At 39.4% G+C, this 21,669-nt stretch carries 20 protein-coding genes; 6 read left to right on the plus strand and 14 right to left on the minus strand.

The annotated features are described in order from the left end of the window. Window positions 1-304: 304 nt before the first annotated feature. The gene (locus MHH64_RS00445; protein ID WP_095314120.1) at window positions 305-985 is read left to right on the plus strand and encodes a histidine kinase; all 681 of its coding nucleotides are present in this window, start codon (window positions 305-307) and stop codon (window positions 983-985) included. Window positions 986-1,144: 159 nt separating this feature from the next. On the opposite strand, the gene MHH64_RS00450 is transcribed toward MHH64_RS00445, so the two are convergent. From MHH64_RS00450 to MHH64_RS00470, 5 genes are all read right to left on the minus strand, one after another. Further along, the gene (locus tag MHH64_RS00450; RefSeq protein WP_303448438.1) at window positions 1,145-1,936 is read right to left on the minus strand and encodes a carbon-nitrogen family hydrolase; all 792 of its coding nucleotides are present in this window, start codon (window positions 1,934-1,936) and stop codon (window positions 1,145-1,147) included. A 23-nt stretch (window positions 1,937-1,959) separates the two neighbouring features. Continuing rightward, complete coding sequence (locus tag MHH64_RS00455; protein ID WP_303448440.1) at window positions 1,960-2,559, minus strand: response regulator transcription factor; 600 nt, start codon at window positions 2,557-2,559, stop codon at window positions 1,960-1,962. Further along, complete coding sequence (locus MHH64_RS00460) at window positions 2,556-3,692, minus strand: sensor histidine kinase (RefSeq protein WP_095314114.1); 1,137 nt, start codon at window positions 3,690-3,692, stop codon at window positions 2,556-2,558. The genes MHH64_RS00455 and MHH64_RS00460 overlap by 4 nt, the downstream gene beginning before the upstream one ends. A 90-nt stretch (window positions 3,693-3,782) precedes the next feature. Then, window positions 3,783-4,832 carry a fatty acid desaturase gene (locus MHH64_RS00465; RefSeq protein WP_118888446.1) on the minus strand — a complete coding sequence of 350 codons (1,050 nt, stop codon included), beginning with the start codon at window positions 4,830-4,832 and terminating at the stop codon, window positions 3,783-3,785. Window positions 4,833-5,306: 474 nt separating this feature from the next. Further along, the gene (locus MHH64_RS00470; RefSeq protein ID WP_095314108.1) at window positions 5,307-5,990 is read right to left on the minus strand and encodes a phosphoribosylaminoimidazolesuccinocarboxamide synthase; all 684 of its coding nucleotides are present in this window, start codon (window positions 5,988-5,990) and stop codon (window positions 5,307-5,309) included. A 287-nt stretch (window positions 5,991-6,277) separates the two neighbouring features. Here MHH64_RS00470 and MHH64_RS00475 point away from each other — a divergent pair, with 287 nt between their 5' ends. After that, complete coding sequence (locus tag MHH64_RS00475; protein ID WP_303446896.1) at window positions 6,278-6,910, plus strand: CoA pyrophosphatase; 633 nt, start codon at window positions 6,278-6,280, stop codon at window positions 6,908-6,910. A gap of 76 nt (window positions 6,911-6,986) precedes the next feature. Here the strand turns inward: MHH64_RS00475 and MHH64_RS00480 are convergent, their stop codons facing one another. The 5 genes from MHH64_RS00480 to MHH64_RS00500 form a co-directional block, all read right to left on the minus strand. Further along, window positions 6,987-7,559, minus strand: coding sequence for a hypothetical protein (locus MHH64_RS00480; RefSeq protein WP_303446898.1), 573 nt, complete (start codon window positions 7,557-7,559; stop codon window positions 6,987-6,989). A gap of 41 nt (window positions 7,560-7,600) precedes the next feature. After that, the gene (locus tag MHH64_RS00485) at window positions 7,601-8,512 is read right to left on the minus strand and encodes a phosphotransferase (protein WP_303446899.1); all 912 of its coding nucleotides are present in this window, start codon (window positions 8,510-8,512) and stop codon (window positions 7,601-7,603) included. A 202-nt stretch (window positions 8,513-8,714) separates the two neighbouring features. Continuing rightward, on the minus strand, window positions 8,715-9,905 hold the full coding sequence (locus MHH64_RS00490; protein WP_340002466.1) for an MFS transporter: 1,191 nt from the start codon (window positions 9,903-9,905) through the stop codon (window positions 8,715-8,717). Between the two features lie 30 nt (window positions 9,906-9,935). Then, on the minus strand, window positions 9,936-10,982 hold the full coding sequence (locus MHH64_RS00495; protein WP_340002467.1) for a winged helix-turn-helix domain-containing protein: 1,047 nt from the start codon (window positions 10,980-10,982) through the stop codon (window positions 9,936-9,938). Between the two features lie 328 nt (window positions 10,983-11,310). Then, window positions 11,311-13,239, minus strand: a complete 1,929-nt coding sequence (locus MHH64_RS00500) for an ATP-dependent DNA helicase (protein ID WP_340002468.1) — start codon at window positions 13,237-13,239, stop codon at window positions 11,311-11,313. A 263-nt stretch (window positions 13,240-13,502) separates the two neighbouring features. Between MHH64_RS00500 and MHH64_RS00505 the strand changes: the two genes are divergently transcribed. Further along, on the plus strand, window positions 13,503-14,732 hold the full coding sequence (locus MHH64_RS00505; protein ID WP_118888439.1) for an MFS transporter: 1,230 nt from the start codon (window positions 13,503-13,505) through the stop codon (window positions 14,730-14,732). A 142-nt stretch (window positions 14,733-14,874) separates the two neighbouring features. Here the strand turns inward: MHH64_RS00505 and MHH64_RS00510 are convergent, their stop codons facing one another. The 3 genes from MHH64_RS00510 to MHH64_RS00520 form a co-directional block, all read right to left on the minus strand. Continuing rightward, the gene (locus tag MHH64_RS00510; protein WP_340002469.1) at window positions 14,875-16,389 is read right to left on the minus strand and encodes an acetyl-CoA hydrolase/transferase family protein; all 1,515 of its coding nucleotides are present in this window, start codon (window positions 16,387-16,389) and stop codon (window positions 14,875-14,877) included. 131 nt (window positions 16,390-16,520) lie between these two features. Beyond that, window positions 16,521-17,165: a LytTR family DNA-binding domain-containing protein gene (locus MHH64_RS00515; RefSeq protein ID WP_095314091.1), complete on the minus strand. Its 645-nt coding sequence runs from the start codon at window positions 17,163-17,165 to the stop codon at window positions 16,521-16,523. Between the two features lie 21 nt (window positions 17,166-17,186). Then, the gene (locus tag MHH64_RS00520) at window positions 17,187-17,666 is read right to left on the minus strand and encodes a PaaI family thioesterase (protein WP_340002470.1); all 480 of its coding nucleotides are present in this window, start codon (window positions 17,664-17,666) and stop codon (window positions 17,187-17,189) included. A 164-nt stretch (window positions 17,667-17,830) separates the two neighbouring features. Between MHH64_RS00520 and MHH64_RS00525 the strand changes: the two genes are divergently transcribed. Beyond that, window positions 17,831-18,892: an NAD(P)/FAD-dependent oxidoreductase gene (locus tag MHH64_RS00525; RefSeq protein ID WP_303446905.1), complete on the plus strand. Its 1,062-nt coding sequence runs from the start codon at window positions 17,831-17,833 to the stop codon at window positions 18,890-18,892. A gap of 355 nt (window positions 18,893-19,247) precedes the next feature. Here MHH64_RS00525 and MHH64_RS00530 read toward each other — a convergent pair whose 3' ends face one another. Continuing rightward, entirely contained in the window at window positions 19,248-20,291 is a 1,044-nt protein-coding gene (locus MHH64_RS00530; RefSeq protein WP_340003242.1) for a lactonase family protein, read from the minus strand. 448 nt (window positions 20,292-20,739) lie between these two features. On the opposite strand from MHH64_RS00530, the gene MHH64_RS00535 reads away from it, so the two are divergent. Further along, window positions 20,740-20,991, plus strand: coding sequence for a hypothetical protein (locus MHH64_RS00535; RefSeq protein WP_340002471.1), 252 nt, complete (start codon window positions 20,740-20,742; stop codon window positions 20,989-20,991). Window positions 20,992-21,095: 104 nt separating this feature from the next. After that, the gene (locus tag MHH64_RS00540; RefSeq protein ID WP_303446907.1) at window positions 21,096-21,572 is read left to right on the plus strand and encodes a GNAT family N-acetyltransferase; all 477 of its coding nucleotides are present in this window, start codon (window positions 21,096-21,098) and stop codon (window positions 21,570-21,572) included. Window positions 21,573-21,669: the final 97 nt, after the last annotated feature.

A 21,669-nucleotide genomic window follows, 5' to 3' on the forward strand; every position in this document is an offset into this window, starting at 1 on the left:
TTTAAAGTTTATAGAGTGAACAAATTACCAGTTAACTCTGGAATTAATAATCCAAATCACGTATGCTATAAGTGATTCATACAATTTTTATATTTTTAGGGCTTCACGAATTGATTATTCCATGTTAGAATGATACAGTTTCAAAAATAAATACACGATAATTAGTGAGTTTTTCCACTTAAAATAATTTCAACGGTAATCCGGGTCTAGCCCTTAGAAATCCAGGATCTGCTAAGACTTATCTTGGTATAGTCAGAACGGGATTATTCGTTAAATGAATAGGTCAAGAGGTGAAGGTACCGTTATGAAAAAAATAAGAGGTCGGATGGACGAAAGCATTTTAGTTTGTGTTTATTATGGTCCTAATGGAGAAAGGTTAATTAAGCGGGGCCATAAGTTGGCTCAGATTATGGATTGCCCATTATATGTTTTGACTGTGGATGCATTGCCATATGACGAATTTGATGCCGATAAATCAGGTTACGTAGAACGATGGAAGGAACTTTGCGATGAGTTAGACGTAGAAGAATTCATGATTCGCGATGATGAAAGACGTCCATTCGTGAAAGTTATTGCAGAGGTCGCACACAATCAAAATATTACACAAATCATTATTGGGCAAAGCCCGCAAAATCGCTGGGAAGAAATCACAAAAGGTTCCATCATAAACGCATTACTTCGAGAAATGACCTTTATTGATATTCATATTGTTTCCATTGATCGTACGCTTAAAAGCATCGAAGACACTACCTATGAAAAAGGAGTGCGCGCATTCTTGCAAAAAGATGAAAATGAAACGTACAGATTGAGTTTTGCCAGGTCTAAATATAATTTATACGAAGGTATCTTCTACAAAGAAATTGGAACAGACTTTAATAATGGCGTTTTTAAATTTGTGAATAGCAAAGGAAAAACGTGTCAGGTTCACGTAACAGAGGATATTATTACAGGAGCAATGAAAGAACCACCAAATGTGAAGAAATAATAAACCGCATCTTTATCTGTTGCAAAAGATGAAGTATTCCTTTTGCAGAGGATACTTCATTCATTTATGCAATAAGGTGATTCAAATGCTTACCTATTATGAAAAGCTACGACATTTCAACTTGAATGGCGTAGCTTTTTTGTAATGTTTTCTCGATGTCTAGAGTTCGTACATTTCCGGAACTCTACTTGTGAAAATAGGTACATCGCTACGAAAGCTATTTACATTTTCTAAGGCAATTGATTCTACAATCGTCTCTTCTTTCTGTTCACTACCGAGTTTTAATGTATTACCCCAAGGATCGACTACCATCGAGTTACCTGAGAATTCCACACCATCATGTGTACCTACACAATTACATGAAACAACATAAAACTGATTTTCAATCGCTCGAGCAATCTGAAGCGCCTTCCAATGCTCTCCTCTGGCTTTTGGCCATTCTGCTACAATATAGAGAACTTCTGCTCCTTTAAGCGCAAGACTCCTTGCTAATTCCGGGAAGCGGAGATCATAGCAGATAATCAGCCCCATTTTCACTCCATCAAGCTCAAATAATTGAACCTTCTCTGTTCCCCCTGTTAAGTATGCTGGCTCATTCAGCATCGGCACAAGATGGATTTTATCATATTGATAGACAAGTTTTCCTGCTTTATTCACAACAAAGCTAGTATTATAGATGTCTCCGTTTTTCATATTCGGAATCGAACCGCCAATGATATGTACATCATTTGCTTTTGCTACATCTTTTAAAAAGGAAAGGCTCGGCTCCCCATCATGGTCTGATAATGTTTCTAGCTCATCTAAGGTATAAGATGTAGTCCACATTTCCGGTAGGACAATGATGTCTGGTTTTTCCGTTCGCACGGTCTCTTCTGCCCATTGCTTAATTTTTCTTCGATTTCCCTCTGGATCACCTGGAATAATTTTCATTTGATAGATTGCATGTTTCATTATCTTTGTCACTCCTCAAATTGTTATTTAAACCAGCCTTTTTCTTTTAATCTGGAAATGGCTTCAATACGATTGCTGACATTCAGTTTATCCATAATGGATGATACATAATTACGAACGGTACCATTTGTCAGATAAAGCTGACTCGCAATTTCCTTTGTCGTCTTCCCATCTGCAATGAGTTTCATTACTTGCTCCTCACGCTCTGTCAATGGATTTCCTTCCTCATAGGCCATGTCAATCAATTCCGGCGCATAAACCTTGCGCCCGGCCATAATCGCACGAATTGAATTTGCTAATTCCTCACTTGGGCTGTCTTTTAGCAAATAGCCACTAACATTTGCTTTACGGGCTCGTGCAAAATATCCAGAACGAGCAAAAGTAGTCAGAACAATTACCTTACAGGTATCATCTTTTAAAGATTCAGCGGCATCCAAGCCGGTCTTAACAGGCATTTCTATGTCCATTATACAAACATCTGGATTTAGTTTCTCTACTAATTCCAATACCTCTTCACCGTTTTTCACCTGTCCGACCACTTCCATATCTTCCTCCATATCAAGTAGAGCACCCAATGCTCCAAGTAACAATTGTTGATCTTCAGCAATCACGATTCGAATCACGACGATTCCCCCTGTTCCGTCTGTTGAATTACACGCGGGACCTGAATGATAAGGCTTGTTTCATTTTCTGAGTCAAACGTTAAGCCCCCATTAACAAATTCTAGTCGCTCCCTCATTCCGAGAATCCCATTCCCCTTAAACGTATATACCTCGTCTTGGATACCTACCCCATTATCCATAACACAGATGGACCATTTATCCGGTGTTTGCTTCAGAACTATTGTACACTTCGTTGCCTCACTATGTTTTACCACATTTGTTATAGCCTCTTTCAAACACATACTTAATACATTTTCGACAAGTAATGGAGCATCTATTACATCTGGATCCCCCACTACGTCACAGCTTATTTGGGCAGCGTCAAGAAGTTGACGTACACGAAGCATTTCATCTTTTAATTTGGTCCCCTTCATCCCGGAAACTAATTCACGAACTTCTTTCAAAGCTGTTCTTGCCGTTTGGTGAATATCCGTAAGCTCTCTTTTTGCTGATTCTGGGTTTACCCCGATTAGTTTTCCAGCGAGTTCACTCTTTAAACCGATTAGCGAAAGCTTTTGCCCTAATGTATCGTGCAAGTCTCGGCCAATGCGCTCTCGTTCTTCAAGTACAATTAATTGGGCAATTTTTTGGTTTGCATCCTCTAGCTGGTTTTCTAATTTTTCACGCTTATTTCGATTATACATATTAAAAGGAAGTAAAATAACTCCAATGACACAAATAATAATAAACGGCAATTGCGTAAAGAAAGTTTCGGTCTGTATGGAGAACCCAATACTTACAGCTACAATTGTCGTTACAAGGTGAACAATATACAACGAAATAAAACCAGCTTTATTTTGGATATTCCCAATAAAGAAGGCAAGAAATAATGAAAAATAGACATATCCGAAATATAGTGTGACTCCAACACTAATTATTATTTCAATACCTACTGATACATATACAGTCCAGCCTCGCTTTATAAACGCCAGCCGATATGTAACAAAAAATAATACAATCATCACAATACCAATAGCGATCTCAGCTGGCGAAGAGGAACGAAGAATAAAGTAAAACGGAAGCAGACAAAATGCAATCCATGCAAAAAGACTAAGACCAGTATTTTTCGGAAAAATATGATACCAATGCTGCATTTCAACCGCTCCTTTGTTCATTGCCTGTTTTGTCTTAGTATACCAAAAACCCTTCACATGTGATATATGAAGGGTTTTATACATGTTCTATTATTTCTGCAAGCTTGTTCTTCTAGCTTCCAATCGAAGTGACAATTTTGCATCGCGCTCAAGTTTCTTAAATTCTCTAAAAGAAACAAACGATCTGCTTCTCTGATCATAAAGTCGAAAGCGAAGCGATTGTAAGCTTGTAGCTAACGTAATCGTTGTTGCTTGGTGTAATGGTGGTGTTGATTCATGGGCCTTTTCCAAGTGGTAGTTTGGAACTCTTGGACTTAAATGATGCACATGATGATAACCAATACTTCCCGTCATCCATTCGATTACCTTTGGAAGTTTATAATAAGAGCTTCCATCAACCGCAGCTTTTACATAATCCCATTCGTCCTCATTTTCAAAATAAGAGTCCTCAAACTGATGCTGTACATAGAACAACCAGATTCCTGCAGCTCCAGCAATAAACAAAATTGGTAATTGCACAAGCAAAAATGCCTGCCAGCCAACAGCCCAAATTAGTAATGCGTAAATAATCGCAATGGAGACGTTAATCAAATACGTATTCCATCGTTCTTTACGCTTTGCACCTTTTCGATTAAAACGGTTTGAAATTAAGAAAAGATATACCGGTCCTAGCCCAAACATAATAATTGGATTACGGTAAAGCCTGTACGCTAATTTCCCCCAAAACGAAGCTTCAGCATACTCGGCCACTGTCATTACCCATACATCACCAGTTCCTCGTTTATCTAGATTACCACTTGTCGCATGGTGAATGGAGTGATCCCGTTTCCACTTTTCAAAAGCAAAATGGGTGATGATGCCTGTAATTGTACCAACAACCCGATTCGCTTTTCCGTTTTTGAAAAAGGACATATGTGTACAGTCATGGAAAATAATAAAGATTCGAACGACAAATCCTGCTGCAATAATCGAGATTGGCAAGGACAACCAAAACGATATGGATAGGCTCTGGTATGCCAGAAACCATAACAGGAAGAATGGAAGTATTGAATTAATTAGTTGAATGATGCTCGCTCTTGTATCTGACTTAGCAAAGATAGAAACGCTTTTTCGTAATTGTGCTTGTTTTTGTTTACTCATTTTTTTCCTCCTTAGAAAAGGATGTGTCTTTATACTATTTTAATGTGCATCTAGATCTTTCATAAGTCATAAACGTCATGGATTGGGATGACATTTGTCATGTTCAGGAACTTATTTTGATAGTTGAGGACTGTAGGAGAGCGGGTTAATTTGGCGCTAGATGAGCGCGGGATGGTGTTTGTTTTGGTGTCATAGGAGCGCGGAATGGTGCTTTATTTTTCTTTTTGGTGTCATAGGAGAGCTATATGGTGCTTTATTTTTGTTTTTGGTGTCATACGAGCGCGGGATGGTGCTTTATTTTTCTTTTTGGTGTCATACGAGCGCGGGATGGTGCTTTATTTTTCTTTTTGGTGTCATACGAGCGCGGAATGGTGCTTTATTTTTGTTTTTGGTGCGTTCTATTCTATGTAATGCTAAAAATCCTGCTCGTTTTCAGATAAAAAAAGAGCAGGATTTTTTTGACTATACATGTGATTAGTTGTTTAGCATCATTTTTTCTAAGGCTAGTGGTTCAATGTATTCTCCGTTTTTGTAAGCTCTCATGTTTCCACCGGAAATTTCGTCGATAAGTAAGATTTGATTATTAGCGTCTCTACCGAACTCCAGTTTTATATCATATAACTCAATAGCTTTCTTCGCTAATTCGTCTTTCACGACTTGAGAGATTTCCCGGGTCAATTCTTTCAATGTTTCATATTCTTCATTTGTTAAAATTCCAAGCATAGCCAGTCCATCCTTGGAAATTGGAGGATCCTGGCGCTCATCGTCCTTTAACGTCACTTCAACAAAACCATTCAGAGCTTGAGCTTCGTCTGCATATTTTCCATAACGGCGTAAAAAGCTGCCTACCGCACGATATCGGCAAATCACTTCAAGTCCTTCTCCGAATACCGTTGCCGGCACAACTGTCATCGTTGTGTTTTCCACATCTGCTGAAATATAATGTGTTGGAATGCCTTTTTCCTTTAATTTTTCAAAAAATAATTGTGTAAGTTTTAGTCCTGCCTTCCCAGCACCTTCAATTGATAGCCCTACTGTATTTGCTCCAGGGTCAAAAATGCCATCTTCACCTGTTACATCGTCTTTGAATTTTAGTAAGTAATTACCATTTTCTAGCTCGAATACATCCTTTGTTTTACCTGCGTATAACTGCTTCACTGCTGGGCACCTCACTCGATCATTTTTAGAAAACTTGGTATTCGCGGAGTCATTAAGCGAATTCCTTAATTGCACTTTTGCAAGTAGGGAATTTTTATACAATCCTACCTGGTAAATTGACTTTACATTCGTTATTTTATCATAAAATTAGGAATGTAACCTCTGAATCTTTAGAACAGATAGCTATACTTTTCTCTAAGGTTCTTCATATAATAGGGATATAGTTATTTTTAATTGACTATAGTAGACTTTGCTAATAGAGCTTTTGCCTTTATGGAGGTGATATTTTGGATTCAGCAACCGTCATAGCTAAATTAAAAGGAAGAACACCGAGCATTCTTGGTCATCATCAACTTCGCAAATCTGCCGTTTTACTTCCGCTTGTAGAGGTAGAAGGTGAGACTCATATTTTATTTGAAGTACGATCCATGCATATGCGCAGTCAGCCTGGAGATATTTGCTTTCCAGGTGGCAGAATCGATAAAACAGATTCAGATCCAAGACACTGTGCGATTCGAGAAACTACAGAGGAGCTCGGAATATCTGATGCATGTATTGATGACGTTATTCCACTTGATTATATTGTGAATGATTTGAGCAGAATTATTTATCCTTTTGTTGGGAGAATTTCAAATTTAGAACAGATTACCCCAAACCCTTCCGAGGTTGGCGAGGTTTTCACGGTTCCGCTCGCTTTCTTTTTGGAAAGCGAACCGAAGTGCTATAAAGTAAATCTGCAAGTCTCACCCGAGACAGATTTCCCGTATCATTTAATTGTTGGGGGCGAAGATTATAACTGGAGAGTCCGCCAAATTGACGAGCTTTTCTATGAATATAATGGAAAGGTCATTTGGGGACTTACAGCAAGAATACTCACGCACTTTATTCAATTAGTAAAAACTGAAGAAAAACCATCCTGATAGTCGGGATGGTAATCAGCTACGAAAGATATAAGCAAATTAGGGAGCAAATGCATGTTCCATTTGCTCCCCTCTGTTATTTATTATTATGAATTATCTCTTTGGCAAACGCGATTGCGTCCTCCTCCGTTTCGTCCTCTAGCAGAAAATATTGAATCGTATAACCATAGCCATTGAAATCCATTCCCATAATAACGACATCCAGTTCTTCATTTACTACCTGATACTGAACCTCATGTCCGTCAACCTCAATACTTTCAGCACCTGCAAGTTCTCCGACTCTGCCTTTAGATATTGTCATCTGTATGGCTGTATTATCTAAATACATGTCACCGTAAATTAATTGTTTCCGATCGTCTCCCCATGCTTTCTTCATTTCTTCATCCAATGGTTCATCCTTTGAAAAATAATAGATGACCTCCGCTTGCATCGGGTCACCTGTTTTAACTTCTCCTTCCTCCGTTTCCATTTCATAGCCAATTAGTAAAGAGCCAAACGGGAAGTCGGTTTGCGGAATATATGGATTTATCCCTAATACATCATTTATTTTTTCTTGTACAACATCTGTTTCAGAATCACTTGTCCCCTGGCTGCAGCTAATAAGCAGCACAAACAGAGACAAAGCAACAATGACACGGTATTTTTTCATACATAACCTCCTGTCCTGGGCAATTTCAACGTCCTTTACCCTTAACCAAGCCTATAAGCAGATTTATCTTCAAGCAATGCTAGCAAACTTGCAAACAGCTTTCGTTGTGAGTCTTTTTCCCAGTCCTCTTCTACTTCTGCCATCAGCCACATAACCTCATCTAAAAATACATGTTCTATTGCTCTTTCCCAATATCTTACCTCCAACGCTGACAGGCTTACATATTCTTTATATCCTTTCAGAAAAAGTTCCCATTGTTTTGGTGTAAACACTTGATCTGGTGCTGTTTCCATCTCATTATGAAAAAGCAGCAATGCCAAGGCTAAATCAAAAATCCTTGGAATGCACACAGCATTATCCGGGTCAATTAAATATGGATCTGGCGTATAAATTAAGTTATTGGCTTTATAATCGTGCGGTGTCATAACCATCGGAAGACTAGCACGCTGTAATTCCTCTTGTCGAGAAACGATGTGTGTGAGCCTTTCCTGCAGCAATTCAGCGTTCAGCTCAAAGTTGTTTTGCTTTGCATGTTTCTCGATATTTTCAACACTTTCAACAACTTCATCAATTGTAAAGTCATACACATCGTACTCTCCTAATTGAAATACGTTTTCTTCTGGAGATAGATGATGTATTTTTCCTAATAGCTTTCCAGCCTCGTAGACTTCATGATCTTTTCCAGCATAGACTGTTCCAGTGATGAAGGGATAAACGACAAATGTTTCATTTCCGATGGTTTGCGGGTTATCCATTTCCAACTGTACAGGTATGACAACGTTTATGCCTTCTTTATATAAATACGTTGTATAGCCCACTAAAGGTTGCGGTCGTTTTTGAGTTCGTTTCACAACAACATCGTCTATTCGGTACACTGGTGAAAATGGATAAATGCTTACTGGCTCGTTTTCCATGTAAATTCCAAACTTCTTTAAAATTTCTTTTCCTGTCATCATAAACGCCCCTTATGTTTTATTACGAAACTAGTTTCCTATCTTCAACTTTTTTATCAATAAAGTGAAACTTCACTCAGTAGGGGGTTCCCTTCCCCACTGAATGTTAGTTAAACAGAATCAAGAATTTACGGGTTGTTTATCCCCCGCTTTCACAAGTTTTTGGTTCCCTCATGCTTATAGGCGGGGGTATTACAGTCCGTTAATGCGTGATAAATCTGAAATACGGCAGTAATAGACCAAACAGAGAAATCGCGCATATGAGAGAACCAATCCCTAGATACAGCGATCTAATTCCCCAAATCTCGCTGAAAACGCCTCCTATTAATACGCCAATCGGCATCATCCCTCTAATGATTAACAGACGAACAGAGAAGACCTTTCCCATAAGATGATTTGGAATAATTTGCTGGCATATCGTGAGGTTATGTACATTAAAAATTGCCATCGCTATACCTGCAACGATTTCTGTTGTGATTGCCAAATAAATCGATGTTGTTATTCCTAAATTAATATAGGTCATACCCCCAATAACGAGTGCTCCCAGCATTAGGAAACGACGGTCACGAAACTTAATTTTCCCTACGAGCAGTGTACCGATAACATAACCAAGTGGAAAACCAGCCATAAAATATCCATACACTGCATAGCTTTCGTTTAATTCCCCGGTTATATAAGGAAGCGCAATGACCAGGGTTACCCCAACACCAAACTGGACAACTGCAAGGAAAACGCCTAGCCAAACAATAATTTTTTGCCTGAAAAAATATCCGACTCCTTCAGTAAATTGTTCCAGCCAGGTTTGTCTTGTCGTCTGTGGGCGACTCCCTTCACGAATACCTAGCAGCATACTTCCGCTTGCAGCTAGTAAAAGACAGACAAGCAGTAAGGTAATATGAATTCCGATGTACTCGATGACAATTCCAGCTAATACAGGAGCGAGTAACATCATTAAACGAACCATGCCATCAACATACGCATTTGCTGTTGACAGCTGCTCCTTGGCAACAAGAGTCGGAAGTATTGCTTGATTTGCCGGAACATACAAAGGTGTAATTAAACCAACGGCGAGCTGAACGGCGTATATATGCCAAGGTGCTAATGTACCTGTCATATAGCCTATGAGCGGGATTAGGAAAATAGCTGCCCTACTCCATAACGCAATAATCATGATCCATTTTCGGCTCCAGCGATCAATATAGGGACCGATAAATAATTGGAGTAGGAGGGATGGTAAAAAATAGAGCAGCCACATGCTTCCTAAAGCCATAGGGGACCCTGTCAATTCAAAGACGAGTAAAGAATTACAAAATGTTCCGAATGCGCCGCCTAATTCAGAGGATGCATTTCCTGCCCAAATACGTGTAAAGGATTTGTTTTTATATAAGTTCATAACTCACCAGTTTCTTTTAGAATTATCGGTCTATTCTTGGTGAAGGTATAGTGCTAATTCCTTTGTTAACGAATCAATTGCTTTTGTTTTGAGCGCATACTTGGTGTCCTTCATTTCAACTAATTGTGCTGCACGCAATATTTTAAGATGGTGATGTATGGTGGATTTGCCCATTCCCATTCTTTCTGTAATTTCTTGAAGTGTACGATTTCTTTCGAACAATAATTTAATTATCCGCAGTCTTGCTTCATCTCCAAGTGCTTTGTACTTTAGCAATAAAAAGTCATTTGGCAAATACCTGTCATCGGGTGAAATGCTTTCGTTTGCGACTGGATAGTAAAACACCTTCGTGTCTTCCAAATCGGCAACAATATTCCATGGCCGATACGTAACATGTGGAATTAAAAGCACATGGTGGACGCTCGGCTCTGGAAGATATGTGATTCCAGCAGTTGCCCATTCAACAAATTCCTCTGGATCCATTTTTACTTCCATTTTCTTTTTGGCTGCTACATCTGCTTGCAGGATTTTTTCCAGTTGCTCGGGGTCATTTTCAATAACTTGTTTATACCAGTCTGTCATAACCTCAACCAGATGCTTTTTCAATTGCATTTGTTCCATGTTACTAATAAAAGCAATGTATTCCGGAAAAAATGGATTTGCAGCAGTAAGTGACTGTAACGCTTCTATTGCTTCTTTCTCTCGACATGCAGCACGTTCTCTTAGCTCTTGATACGCATCTCCAACAAATGGCAGGCAAATAAATTTTAATCTCTTTTCTGAAAGCATTTCGATATAGGAGGTAAACTCTTGAAGTGTTGTGAAATCTTTTTGATGTAATAGCTGAAGTAATGCCTTCCATGTGTTATTTTTTTCAACATATTCGAGATGCTCACGTAACCGATGTGATAAAGATTCCCGCATTTCCTTCCAGTAGCTAATCGACTTTTCCAACGAATCAATAAGGGCTGTATTTGTAATAGCCGCTATGCCCAATGCACATTCCCAAAGTGACGAATATTTAATGTGAACGCTGTACGTTTCTCGTTTTTTCACAGTTGCACTAATAACGTCCATGCAATTCCTCCTTTTTAGACTTTTCTTTATTCTATACTTATAGAACTAATAATTCAACTATTTTAGAACAGAAATCGGTTTTAAGGTATGGAGGAATTGATGGCGGAACATGATGGTGCTTTATTTTTGCTTTTGGTGTCATAGTGCGGCGGGGTGGGTGCTTTATTTTTGTTTTTGGTGTCATGGCGCGGTGGGTGGGTGCTTTATTTTTGTTTTTGGTGTCATAGTGCGGCAGATAGGTGCTTTATTTTTGCTTTTGGTGTCATGGCACGATGGGAAAGCTAAAAAGAGAAGAGGCAGTTATCAATAACTGCCTCTTCTATATATCTTACCAATTCATCTCAACCGGTAAAATGTCATCTATTTTTTTCTGATATAATATTTTATCTTCTTCTGTCATCCATAATTGAATAACGCCGTGGTCGTCTGTTGTTCGTATCAAGCGGCCAATCCCTTGACGGAGACGAAGCAGCATATAAGGCAGATCAACCTCAATGATTGGGTCGCTGACATGCTTGCGTTTTGCTTGGAATACGGGATCCTTCGGCGGAAATGGCAAGGACGAAATAATCACTTGTGTTAATGCTTCTCCAGGGACATCGAGTCCTTCCCATAAATTATGGGTGCATAGGACCGCAGACGCTTCCTTTTGAAATTTCCTTACTGTCGCACTAATCTCATACTCTCCTTCATAGAGCATCCTAAAATCCCACTCTTGCGTGTCTGCCCACTTCCGAAATTGATTCATTTCTTTCTCAGAAGAAAACAGGACAAGTGTATGGCCATGGTTACCTTTTAACTGGGCTCCGATTTGTTCCCACTTCATCGTCTGTTCTTGTTCTATATGACCGTTTAGCTTCATATTTTCTTCATAATCAAATGGAGAAGCTACCGTAAACGAGTCAAAGTCACTAATTCCTAAGCTCTCTGCTAAATAGGTGAAATCTCCACCTTGTGAAAGTGTTGCCGACGAGAAGACGAATGGGATATTTTGTGAAAATACTTCCTTCTCCAAAACATCTTCTACTAAGCGCGGCATAACAACTAGACTTGTTGTCGTATCATTTTCTTCCAGCCAATAGATGCCTTGGTCGTCCTTCAATAAGTTCATTAAACCATAACTGAAGAACTCCAAGTATTCCTCAATAATCTTCGTATGGTATTCATCCATGGAAAATAATTCTGCATCAAAGACCAACTGTTCCAGTAATTGCTGAACCATTCCATTCAACCTCTTAGCCATGTCCACCATGGTGTCCGTTCGAGGAATGTCCTGACGGTTCGATCCTTCTACAGGTACAGCTGTCTCACCTAATAATTCAAACCATTCGTCATTTAATGCTAAAATATCTTCTACTAAAAGCAATGATTCTTCACGAACATCCTGACCCATATAACCTGTCAACACATTGGTCAAGTTTTCAAAGTTAAATCGATAGGTCAGCCCTTTTTGTGCGGCAACTTCTAAAAGATGCCCCTCATCGAATACAACAGAACTTGCTTCTGGGAGCAATGGTAATTGTCCTTCCCGCTTACGAGATTCCTTTGTCCACACATGCTCCATATAAAAATCATGCGAACAAATAATAATATCTTTGGCATGGCGGTAGTATTCTCGATTCAGTGTTTGGCCACTGCGGTGTCTCCAGTCACAGGTAGCACATTGCTGGAGCGGGTCCCAAGCGATCTTCTCCCATTTCTCATCAGAAACCCACGGGTATTCTTTACGATCACCATAGCGTTCAAACGATTTCATTACTGCACTCGTGTCAAAAACAAATTCCGGAATCTCGTCATGCACACTTAAGATATCCTCATCGTCTGTTATTTCAGCAAGCGGGTTTAACTTTTTAATACACACATAGTTTTCTCTCGCCTTTGCTAGTCGTACATCAACCTCAAGTCCGAGCGATTTTTCTAGCTTTTCAATATCTCCGCCCTTTTTCACGAGCTGTTCAATCAATGTTTCGTCTGCGCACGTTATAATCGCAGGCTTTCCTTTATAACGTGCATAGCAAATCGCATACAATAAATAGACAAGCGTTTTCCCTGTACCTACACCTGCTTCAGCAAATATCGTATGTTTATTTTTAAATGCCTGCTCAAGCTGGAAGGCCATATAAATTTGTTCATCACGTAATTCAAATCCTTGTTCTGGCAAAATATCATAAAATACATCACCAATATAATCTCCTAATCGATCAAAGAAATTATCATCTTTCGAAACCGTAAATGGAATGGAAGTATTTCTTGTCATCGTAAACCCCTCTACTAATTGTCATAAGTTTATATGATACCATATATCTATTAAAATTTCTGCAATTTTACAGGCATACTAGAGCTCATTCTGCTGTGAATCATTTGAATCTGTTTAAAGTACAGGATGTCTGTCAGGCAGTATGAACCTCTTTAACTATTTTTATTCAGGGCAAAAACCATTGCTATTTTTAGCATCAGTTGTACAATAGCAATAAGGTTAATCACATTGTTCGTTTTTCTATTATGAGAAAGAAGGGAAATATGTTGGAAAAGGCACTAAAGAAGAAGGTAAGCTCCACATTTAGTAACAAGCCAGTCTATTCAATTTTATTTATCATTGGAACATGTCATCTATTAAATGACTCGCTTCAGGCTGTTATCCCAGCGATGTTCCCTATTTTAGAACAATCATTAGGTCTGACATTTACACAGCTTGGACTCATTGCGTTTACATTAAATATGGTTTCGTCCGTGATGCAACCATTGGTCGGTATGTACACGGATAAGCATCCAATCCCATACGCTTTACCAATCGGGCTAACGAGTAGCATGTTTGGGATGCTGGGTTTAGCTTTGGCTCCTAACTTCTGGATGATCCTCATAAGCGTTGTCTTTATTGGTTTAGGGTCTGCCGTTTTCCATCCAGAAGGTTCACGTGTTGCCTATCTTGCTGCCGGGACAAAGCGAGGGCTCGCTCAATCAATTTATCAAGTAGGCGGAAATTCCGGGCAAGCATTGGCACCCGTCATTACAGCATTAGTGCTCGTTCCGTTAGGACAATTTGGAGCCATTTGGTTTACATTAATCGCTGCGCTCGCTGTCTTTTTTCTTATGCATATCGCAAAATGGTATGCTGCCAGGGTTAAAGAATTTTCCCGGTCGAAGGGAGCTCAAAAAGCAGTAAAACCGAATAAAAATATGTCCCGGGCAATTAAAAGTGCACTTATCGTGTTAATTTTTCTTGTTTTTTCCCGCTCGTGGTATCAGGCTGCTATTTCGAACTTCTATGCATTTTACGCAATTGACAACTACGACCTTACAATTGCTAAATCTCAAGTCTATATCTTTACGTTTCTAGCGATGGGGGCTGTTGGAACATTTTTAGGCGGACCACTGGCAGACCGATTTGGAAAGCGAACCGTCATCCTATTTTCACTAATCGCTTCTGCACCACTTGCATTATTGCTGCCACATGTTGGTCCAGTTCTTGCAATTATTTTACTTGCTGTCATTGGAGTTATTTTAATGTCCAGCTTCTCCGTTACCGTCGTCTATGCACAAGAGCTTGTTCCAGGGAAAATCGGCACGATGTCTGGTTTAATTGTTGGATTAGCATTTGGGATGGGGGCAATTGGCTCGGTTGCTCTCGGAACGCTAATTGACTTTATCGGGCTGACACCGACCATGATTATGATTTCCCTTCTTCCTTTATTAGGATTTCTAACATACTTGCTGCCAACAGATGAAAAGATTCGAGAATGGTATGCTTAAGTGAAAAATTGTTATGCGAATGAAATCAGGAAATGCAGCATATGTCGTATGCTGCATTTCGCTTTCCGCTAAAAAACACATGAGAAGTCTGCCCTCTTCCCATGTGTTTTTCTATACTATATTTAACCCCAATTGTTTCATCTTACTTTTGTTCAACTAGCTTTCGCATCGTACCTGATTCTTTAAAACTAGCATGCCATGAGAATGCTTTTTCCAGCACATGAGGGGTCTGCCCTCCACGCTCAAGTGCTTCCTTGTAGTAATCCCATAGCTGCTCGCGGTACATTGGATGTGCACAGTTTTCGATAATAAGTGGTACACGCTCCCTTGGAGCTAATCCACGTAAATCCGCATAACCTTGCTCCGTAACCACCACATCAACATCATGTTCGGTATGATCGACATGTGACACGAATGGAACAATGCTCGAAATGTCTCCGTCTTTTGCAATTGACTTTGTAACGAAAATCCCAAGCCGTGCATTTCGTGCAAAATCTCCAGAGCCGCCAATTCCATTCATCATTTTCGTACCACTAACGTGCGTTGAGTTCACATTACCGTAAATATCAAACTCTAATGCAGTATTAATTGAAATTAGCCCAAGTCTGCGAATAATCTCTGGCTGGTTGGAAATTTCCTGTGGTCGCAAAATTAATTTATCTCGGTATTTGTAAAACTCACCAAAAACCTGCTGCATCTTTTCCTCTGACAAGGTTAGGGAACATGCCGAAGCAAATGTGACTTTACCAGCATCGATTAAATCAAATACCGCATCCTGCAATACTTCCGAATAGACTACCAGATTTTCAAACTCTGAATCAAGCATACCATGTAATACCGCATTTGCAACCGAGCCAATTCCCGATTGAAGCGGCATAAGTGATTCCGTTAAGCGACCTGCTTGAATCTCGGATCGTAAAAATCCTAGGAGATGCTTTGCCATCATTTTTGTTTCCTCATCAGGCGGAACGATTGTTGATGGGGAATCTTCTTGATGGGTGAATACAATCCCCTTCACTTTATCGAAATCAAGTGGTATCCCAAGCGTCCCAATCCGCCCGTCGACCTTTGTTAATGGAATCGGATCCCGTTCACCTTGCTTGTTCGGGCTATAAATATCATGCAATCCCACTAACGCTTCTGGTTGTGCTGTATTCAGTTCAATTATGATGTTTTCCGCTGTCTCAGCAAACGAAAGTGAATTCCCAACAGAAGTAGTTGGAATGAGCATTCCATCTTCCGTAATCGAAATCCCTTCCAAGATAGCGTAATCTACACGATCAATAACATCCGCACGCAGCATTTCAGACGTATGTGATAAATGCTGGTCTACAAATAGATGCTCCCCTGTATTAATCGCCTTTCGCATCAAAGGTTCTGCTTGGAATGGCAATCTTTTTGCAACAATTCCTGCTTCTGCAAACATTTTATCAATGTTCGAACCGAGTGAAGCCCCTGTATACACATTTACTTTGAAAGCTTCACCTTTTTTCGCACGTTCCACCAATGCTGTCGGAACCGCTTTCGCATCACCAGCACGAGTAAACCCACTTAGCCCCAATGTCATTCCATCGTTTATCCATGATGCCGCTTCTTCTGCGGACACTAGCCGCTCGTGAAGCACTCGGGGATGTATGCGCTTTAATTTTCCTCCCATAAAAGCATCCCTCTTTTATTCAATGATTATATTTATTTTAACGTAATAATCAAACGTTTCGGAAAAACAAGAGGGAGATAGTTATTTTTTGATTAAAGTACTTAAATATGCGGATAAAACAGCAATAACTGTTAAAATCCTAACAACTTTCGAAAGTAGCTTGCATAGGATTGGCTTACAGGAATCTTTACATCATTGGTCATCGCCAGCAAAAATGTGGAATGCGTGTCAGGAAAAATTTCTTTGATATGATGAACATTCACAATGTATGACCTGTGACAGCGAATAAATGACTCAACGGGGAGCATATATTCAAATTGCTGCAAAGTATTGGAATGTATCCCAGAGTAGTGATCCGAAAAAACATGCGTTTTCCGGTCTTTTGCCTCTAAATAAATCACATCGGAAAACGATATCGGCTTCCATCCATCATCGTTTTTCACCGTAACAACCGATTTCCCTTCCGTCCACGCTGGATAGATTGCCAGTACACACCCCTCTAGTCTTTCTTCAAAATGAAATGGGACAGCCATTCCATGGTAAGGGACACCATAAACATTTCGGTTAATAAACTTAGAGACCTTTTGCTCCGAGATAATTGCTTTATGTGCAAGCGTCCCCTCTTTAATCGGGTCACCTGGTTGAATCTTTAAATCAATCCGTTTACTCGGAAGATAGTAAATATATTCCGTCGTGGTTGTAACTGCAATTGAAATTTCATCGGAGAAAAGCTCTCCAACAACGTCTAGGAGCGAATGTATGTTTAGCTTCTGCATAGTTGTCCTCCTATTTTTCTTTTAAGCTGTAGTGAATGATTTCGGCATCACTGCTGCTACGACAACTGCTTTTACACAAAGTGTTTCACCAGCAAATACCTCTGTATGTATCTTCCATTTCTTCGGGTGTACTTCTTCAATTGTACCAAATGCTTTTAACGGAACATCCTGAGGAGTCGGCTTTAGAAAATCTAGATTTAACGATGCTGTTACAAATCTTGGTGGTTCGACACCATCCCCCGGCTCATATCCATTTTTACGATGCATTGCTAAAGAAGCAGACCCAGTCCCGTGACAATCAACAAGTGATGCAAGTAAACCTCCATACACAAATCCAGGAATCGCTGTATGCTCCTTTTTCGGCGTATAAATCGTAACGGTTTGATCGCCTTGCCAACCTGTTCTTAAACGCAGACCCTCTTGGTTCAGCCGCCCACAGCCATAGCACCAAGCATAGTCTTGACCATATTCATCTTGAACTGCATATTGAATCTGTTCCATTCCGATTACCTCCCATTATTCTATTTACTCCCATTTTAGCGTATTTTCAGCATATATACACGAAAAATTATTCATTCGATTCAGATGATGACAGTTCACCTTAACTTTGGTAATCTATTAGGTGGACCGGCAGAAAGCGTTTCATTACTTAGGGGGTTATTCAAGTGAAAAGGTTAGTTATTTTAGGCGGCGGATATGGTGGTATTAAAATCCTCACTGGTTTATTAGATCAGTATTTACCGGAGGATTTGCAGATTACCGTTGTTGATCGGAACCCATTTCGCTCACTAAAAACAGAATTCTATACGATTGCAGCAGGAACAGTTGCAGATCAAGATGTTCGAGTTGAATTTCCAGATGACAAACGCGTTCACTACGTTTTTAATGAAGCCACAAAAATTGATACAGAAAATGAGCAGATTCTATTTGAGGATCCAGAAGATACAATCTCCTATGATTATTTAGTGATTGGGCTAGGCTGTGAAGATAATTACCATGGTATCCCAGGTGCCGAAGAGTTCACCAAAAGTGTTCAAACGTTTGCTAAAGCTCGTGAGACTGGGGTTGCAATTGGGAATTTAGGTGCTTATGGTAAGGTTACAATCGTTGGTGCGGGACTAAGTGGGATTGAAGTTGCTTCCGAAATCCGTGAAAGCAGACCTGATTTGAATATCCGTATCTTAGATCGCGGTTCAACGGTTTTAAAAGCGTTCGATTCCAAAATTCAACAATATGTGGAATCATGGTTTGTTTCAAATGATGTGGATGTCATACATAATTCAAATGTAGAGTATGTTGAGAAAGATGGGGTTTGTAACAATGGCGTATGTTTCTTAAACGACGTGACCATCTGGACCGCTGGTGTAAGACCAAATTATTTGGTACGTGAATTACCTTTTGAAAAAGATATTCAGGAAAAAATTATCGTTAATGACTTTTATCAAGTTCCGGCACAGCAGAATGTATATGTATTAGGTGACTGTGCAGCTTCTAATTTCTCTCCAAGTGCCCAGTTAGCCGGTCAGCAAGGTGAGCAGATCGCAGACATTCTCTTAGCTGTCTTGCGTGACAAAGCACCAAAGAAACCGAAGGAAATTAAGTTGAAAGGCACGCTCGGATCCCTAGGCAAATCCGATGGCTTCGGTAATATGATGCAGTTACCATTTACCGGATTCCTGCCACGCCTTGCGAAATCTGGTGTCCTTTGGTTAAGTAAACGTCATTAATCATTAATTGGAATCGGCATATACAGCTGGTTCCTTTTTTCATTTTAAAAATTTACATAAACTTCACTGCAGCTTCACAAGTATTTCATTATTCTATAGTATGATTTACCTATAGATACATAATGAATGATGGAGGTGCACCATGCGATTTCTTGCTAAGGTAAGTATCAGTCTCGTCGTTGTGCTGTTTTATTTCTTTTAAATGTATCTTGCCCCATAATCACCAGCATTTCCTGTCCTCGTATGTCTATAACTTTTCATGCAGGAATAAAACTGCATTACTTGCCTCCAATAAAGCTTCATTTTTAAAAAGGTCAGTCACATTTCTGCTGTGTCTGACCTTTTGTTGTATTTATTAACCTAAAAACTTCACACATACTACTTCCGGGACATCTACAACGGAATCGAGCTGGGTCAGCTTACCTGTCTTCTGATCACGAGCAAATAATACAAGGTTGCCTGACTTCTGGTTCGATGCAACGATGAATGACTCACTAGGATCAAGTACAAAATCACGTGGCCAATTCCCGCCAGTTGATGTGATTTCAATTAGTGTGAGCTCTTTTGTTTCTTCATCAACCTGAAATACAGCGATACTATTATGACCACGATTTCCAGTATAAACAAATTTTCCGTCTGATGTAATATGAATGGCACTTGCATCATTTGTTTCGTTAAAATCTGATGGAATAGCTTTTATTTTTTGTTTTTCAGTAAAGCTTCCCTGGTCTGCATCGTAATCAAGCACAATAACTTCAGAGCTGAGCTCTGTCATTAAGTATGCTGTCTTGCCATCTGGATGAAATGCAAGGTGACGCGGACCACTGCCTGGCTCTACATGAAGTGTCGCTACTTTTACAAGTGCTTGACCTTCTATTTTGTATGTCACAAGCTCATCCGTACCAAGATCTGCGACAATGACATACCTTCCATCAGGTGTTTGTGCTGTACAGTGGACATGTGGTTTTTCCTGGCGTTCGTGCGGACCATTCCCTTCATGCTGAACAGTACCTTTTAGCGCAAGCGCACTTGGACGATGTGCTTGGAATAAATCGACCGTTCCTTTATGATAGTTCCCAGTCACTAGCACACCATTCTGAATATCAAGGTGACACGGCGGCGCTCCCTCTTCCAGCTTCTCATTAACGTAATGCAATTCACCTGAGTCAGATACGATTTCATAAGCATGTACACCACCAAGCCCATCCTGTTGTGCAACAGAATAAAGCTGACGTTTATCTTCACTAATCGCCAAATAAGTCGGACTGCCGACCTTTGCCGCTACCTCCGCAGCTTCTAATTTGCCTGCCTCAGCATCTAGAACAAAACGATAAATCCCTTCACTGCTTTCACGCGTATATGTGCCAGCGAATCCGATATATTTTTGAGCCATATGTATCCATCCTTTCTAGTATTGGTGGTTCTATTATAGCATTAATGGGCTATGAGTTCTTTCTTGAGAAGCCGCAAAAGATGAGATAGTTCTCCATAAGTAAATGGTAAAATTTCGTTGTTAGCAGACCTTTGCGCTTGTACAATACCCCCATCTTATATGGTGCACAAAATTTCTAATCACCACTAGAATTGGAAGGTGTATTCTGAAAGGTTATGATAGAATATACATAAAGAAAACGGCGGGATGTCATTGTTAATGAATTATCTTTAAACCCTTTTAGACAAATCTTCTATATTGGCAAAGTAAAAACAACCCTAGGGGATTCCACATGACCGCAATAATAACCGTTGCATCAGAGCATATTATAGAAAATCGACTGCTGACAGTACAGCTAAAACGATTGAATCTATATAATTAATTATTTCGCTAATCGGTCAGGATATTTCAACTGGTGGTTTGTACTAAAACAAATGAAAAAGGTGAAAAAATGTTAGATAAAATCAAATCATTTCCTGAAAAGTCGGCATTTGTAATTGGTTTTTCTTTAATATTATTTAGTCCAATCTTGTTATTTTTGCTTTCATTATTAGCCTCAGTTGGAAAATGGATTGTGATTATACAAGCAATTATTTTGGGAATTGCTATCTTACTTATACTAAGTGCGGCCGATAAAAGATATGCACGTAAAGGCAATACAAAGTGAAGGGTGATTTGTTTATCCTTATAAATATAACAAATGCATTTCGTAGTTTAATCTTAACGTACGCAATTTGTATCTGATGAATAATTCATATGAGGAGAAATAAAATGGATATAACTAATTTCATAGAGCTAAAACACCTTTCAAATGAACACGTAAATCTACTGCATTCTTTTGAACTGCCTAAAGAGCAAAGTCAGTTTACTTCATTACCAATAAATTTCGCAAATGTATCAGAAGGTCAGTTTCGTATTGTTATCCTTTATCATACTGAACCGGTTGGCTTCTTTTTATTGCATGCAACTGAGCGAGTGAAGGATTATACAAATAATCAGCAGGCCATGCTGTTAACCTCCTTTTCAATAAACCACTCCCAGCAAGGAAAAGGCTACGCAAAACAAGCGATGAATCTACTCAAGAAATTCGTATCCGATGAATTTCCGAATTGTAATGAAATCGTTTTAGCTGTTAACCATAAAAATATAGCTGCCCAGCAATTATATAAAAAGGTGGGGTTTCAAGATACAGGCAAGAGAAAAGTCGGACCTATTGGTGAACAGTTTATAATGAATTTATTGCTGTAATACATATTATGAAACACATTTGTGTAAAGTCTTGTGAAGGTATTTCCAAATTAAAATGGGGCTCACTATAAGCACTAGGAAGCTGGGCCCAATTCTC

The organism is Oceanobacillus sp. FSL K6-0127, from assembly GCF_037983385.1.
GTDB lineage: Bacteria > Bacillota > Bacilli > Bacillales > Amphibacillaceae > Oceanobacillus > Oceanobacillus profundus.

Coding starts and splice junctions, on each gene's coding strand:
- MHH64_RS00445 (WP_095314120.1), top strand. CDS start 305: ATGAAAAAAATAAGAGGTCGGATGGACGAAAGCATTTTAGTTTGTGTT.
- MHH64_RS00450 (WP_303448438.1), bottom strand. CDS start 1,936: ATGAAACATGCAATCTATCAAATGAAAATTATTCCAGGTGATCCAGAG.
- MHH64_RS00460 (WP_095314114.1), bottom strand. CDS start 3,692: ATGCAGCATTGGTATCATATTTTTCCGAAAAATACTGGTCTTAGTCTT.
- MHH64_RS00465 (WP_118888446.1), bottom strand. CDS start 4,832: ATGAGTAAACAAAAACAAGCACAATTACGAAAAAGCGTTTCTATCTTT.
- MHH64_RS00480 (WP_303446898.1), bottom strand. CDS start 7,559: ATGAAAAAATACCGTGTCATTGTTGCTTTGTCTCTGTTTGTGCTGCTT.
- MHH64_RS00485 (WP_303446899.1), bottom strand. CDS start 8,512: ATGACAGGAAAAGAAATTTTAAAGAAGTTTGGAATTTACATGGAAAAC.
- MHH64_RS00490 (WP_340002466.1), bottom strand. CDS start 9,905: ATGAACTTATATAAAAACAAATCCTTTACACGTATTTGGGCAGGAAAT.
- MHH64_RS00495 (WP_340002467.1), bottom strand. CDS start 10,982: ATGGACGTTATTAGTGCAACTGTGAAAAAACGAGAAACGTACAGCGTT.
- MHH64_RS00500 (WP_340002468.1), bottom strand. CDS start 13,239: ATGACAAGAAATACTTCCATTCCATTTACGGTTTCGAAAGATGATAAT.
- MHH64_RS00505 (WP_118888439.1), top strand. CDS start 13,503: ATGTTGGAAAAGGCACTAAAGAAGAAGGTAAGCTCCACATTTAGTAAC.
- MHH64_RS00510 (WP_340002469.1), bottom strand. CDS start 16,389: ATGGGAGGAAAATTAAAGCGCATACATCCCCGAGTGCTTCACGAGCGG.
- MHH64_RS00515 (WP_095314091.1), bottom strand. CDS start 17,165: ATGCAGAAGCTAAACATACATTCGCTCCTAGACGTTGTTGGAGAGCTT.
- MHH64_RS00520 (WP_340002470.1), bottom strand. CDS start 17,666: ATGGAACAGATTCAATATGCAGTTCAAGATGAATATGGTCAAGACTAT.
- MHH64_RS00540 (WP_303446907.1), top strand. CDS start 21,096: ATGGATATAACTAATTTCATAGAGCTAAAACACCTTTCAAATGAACAC.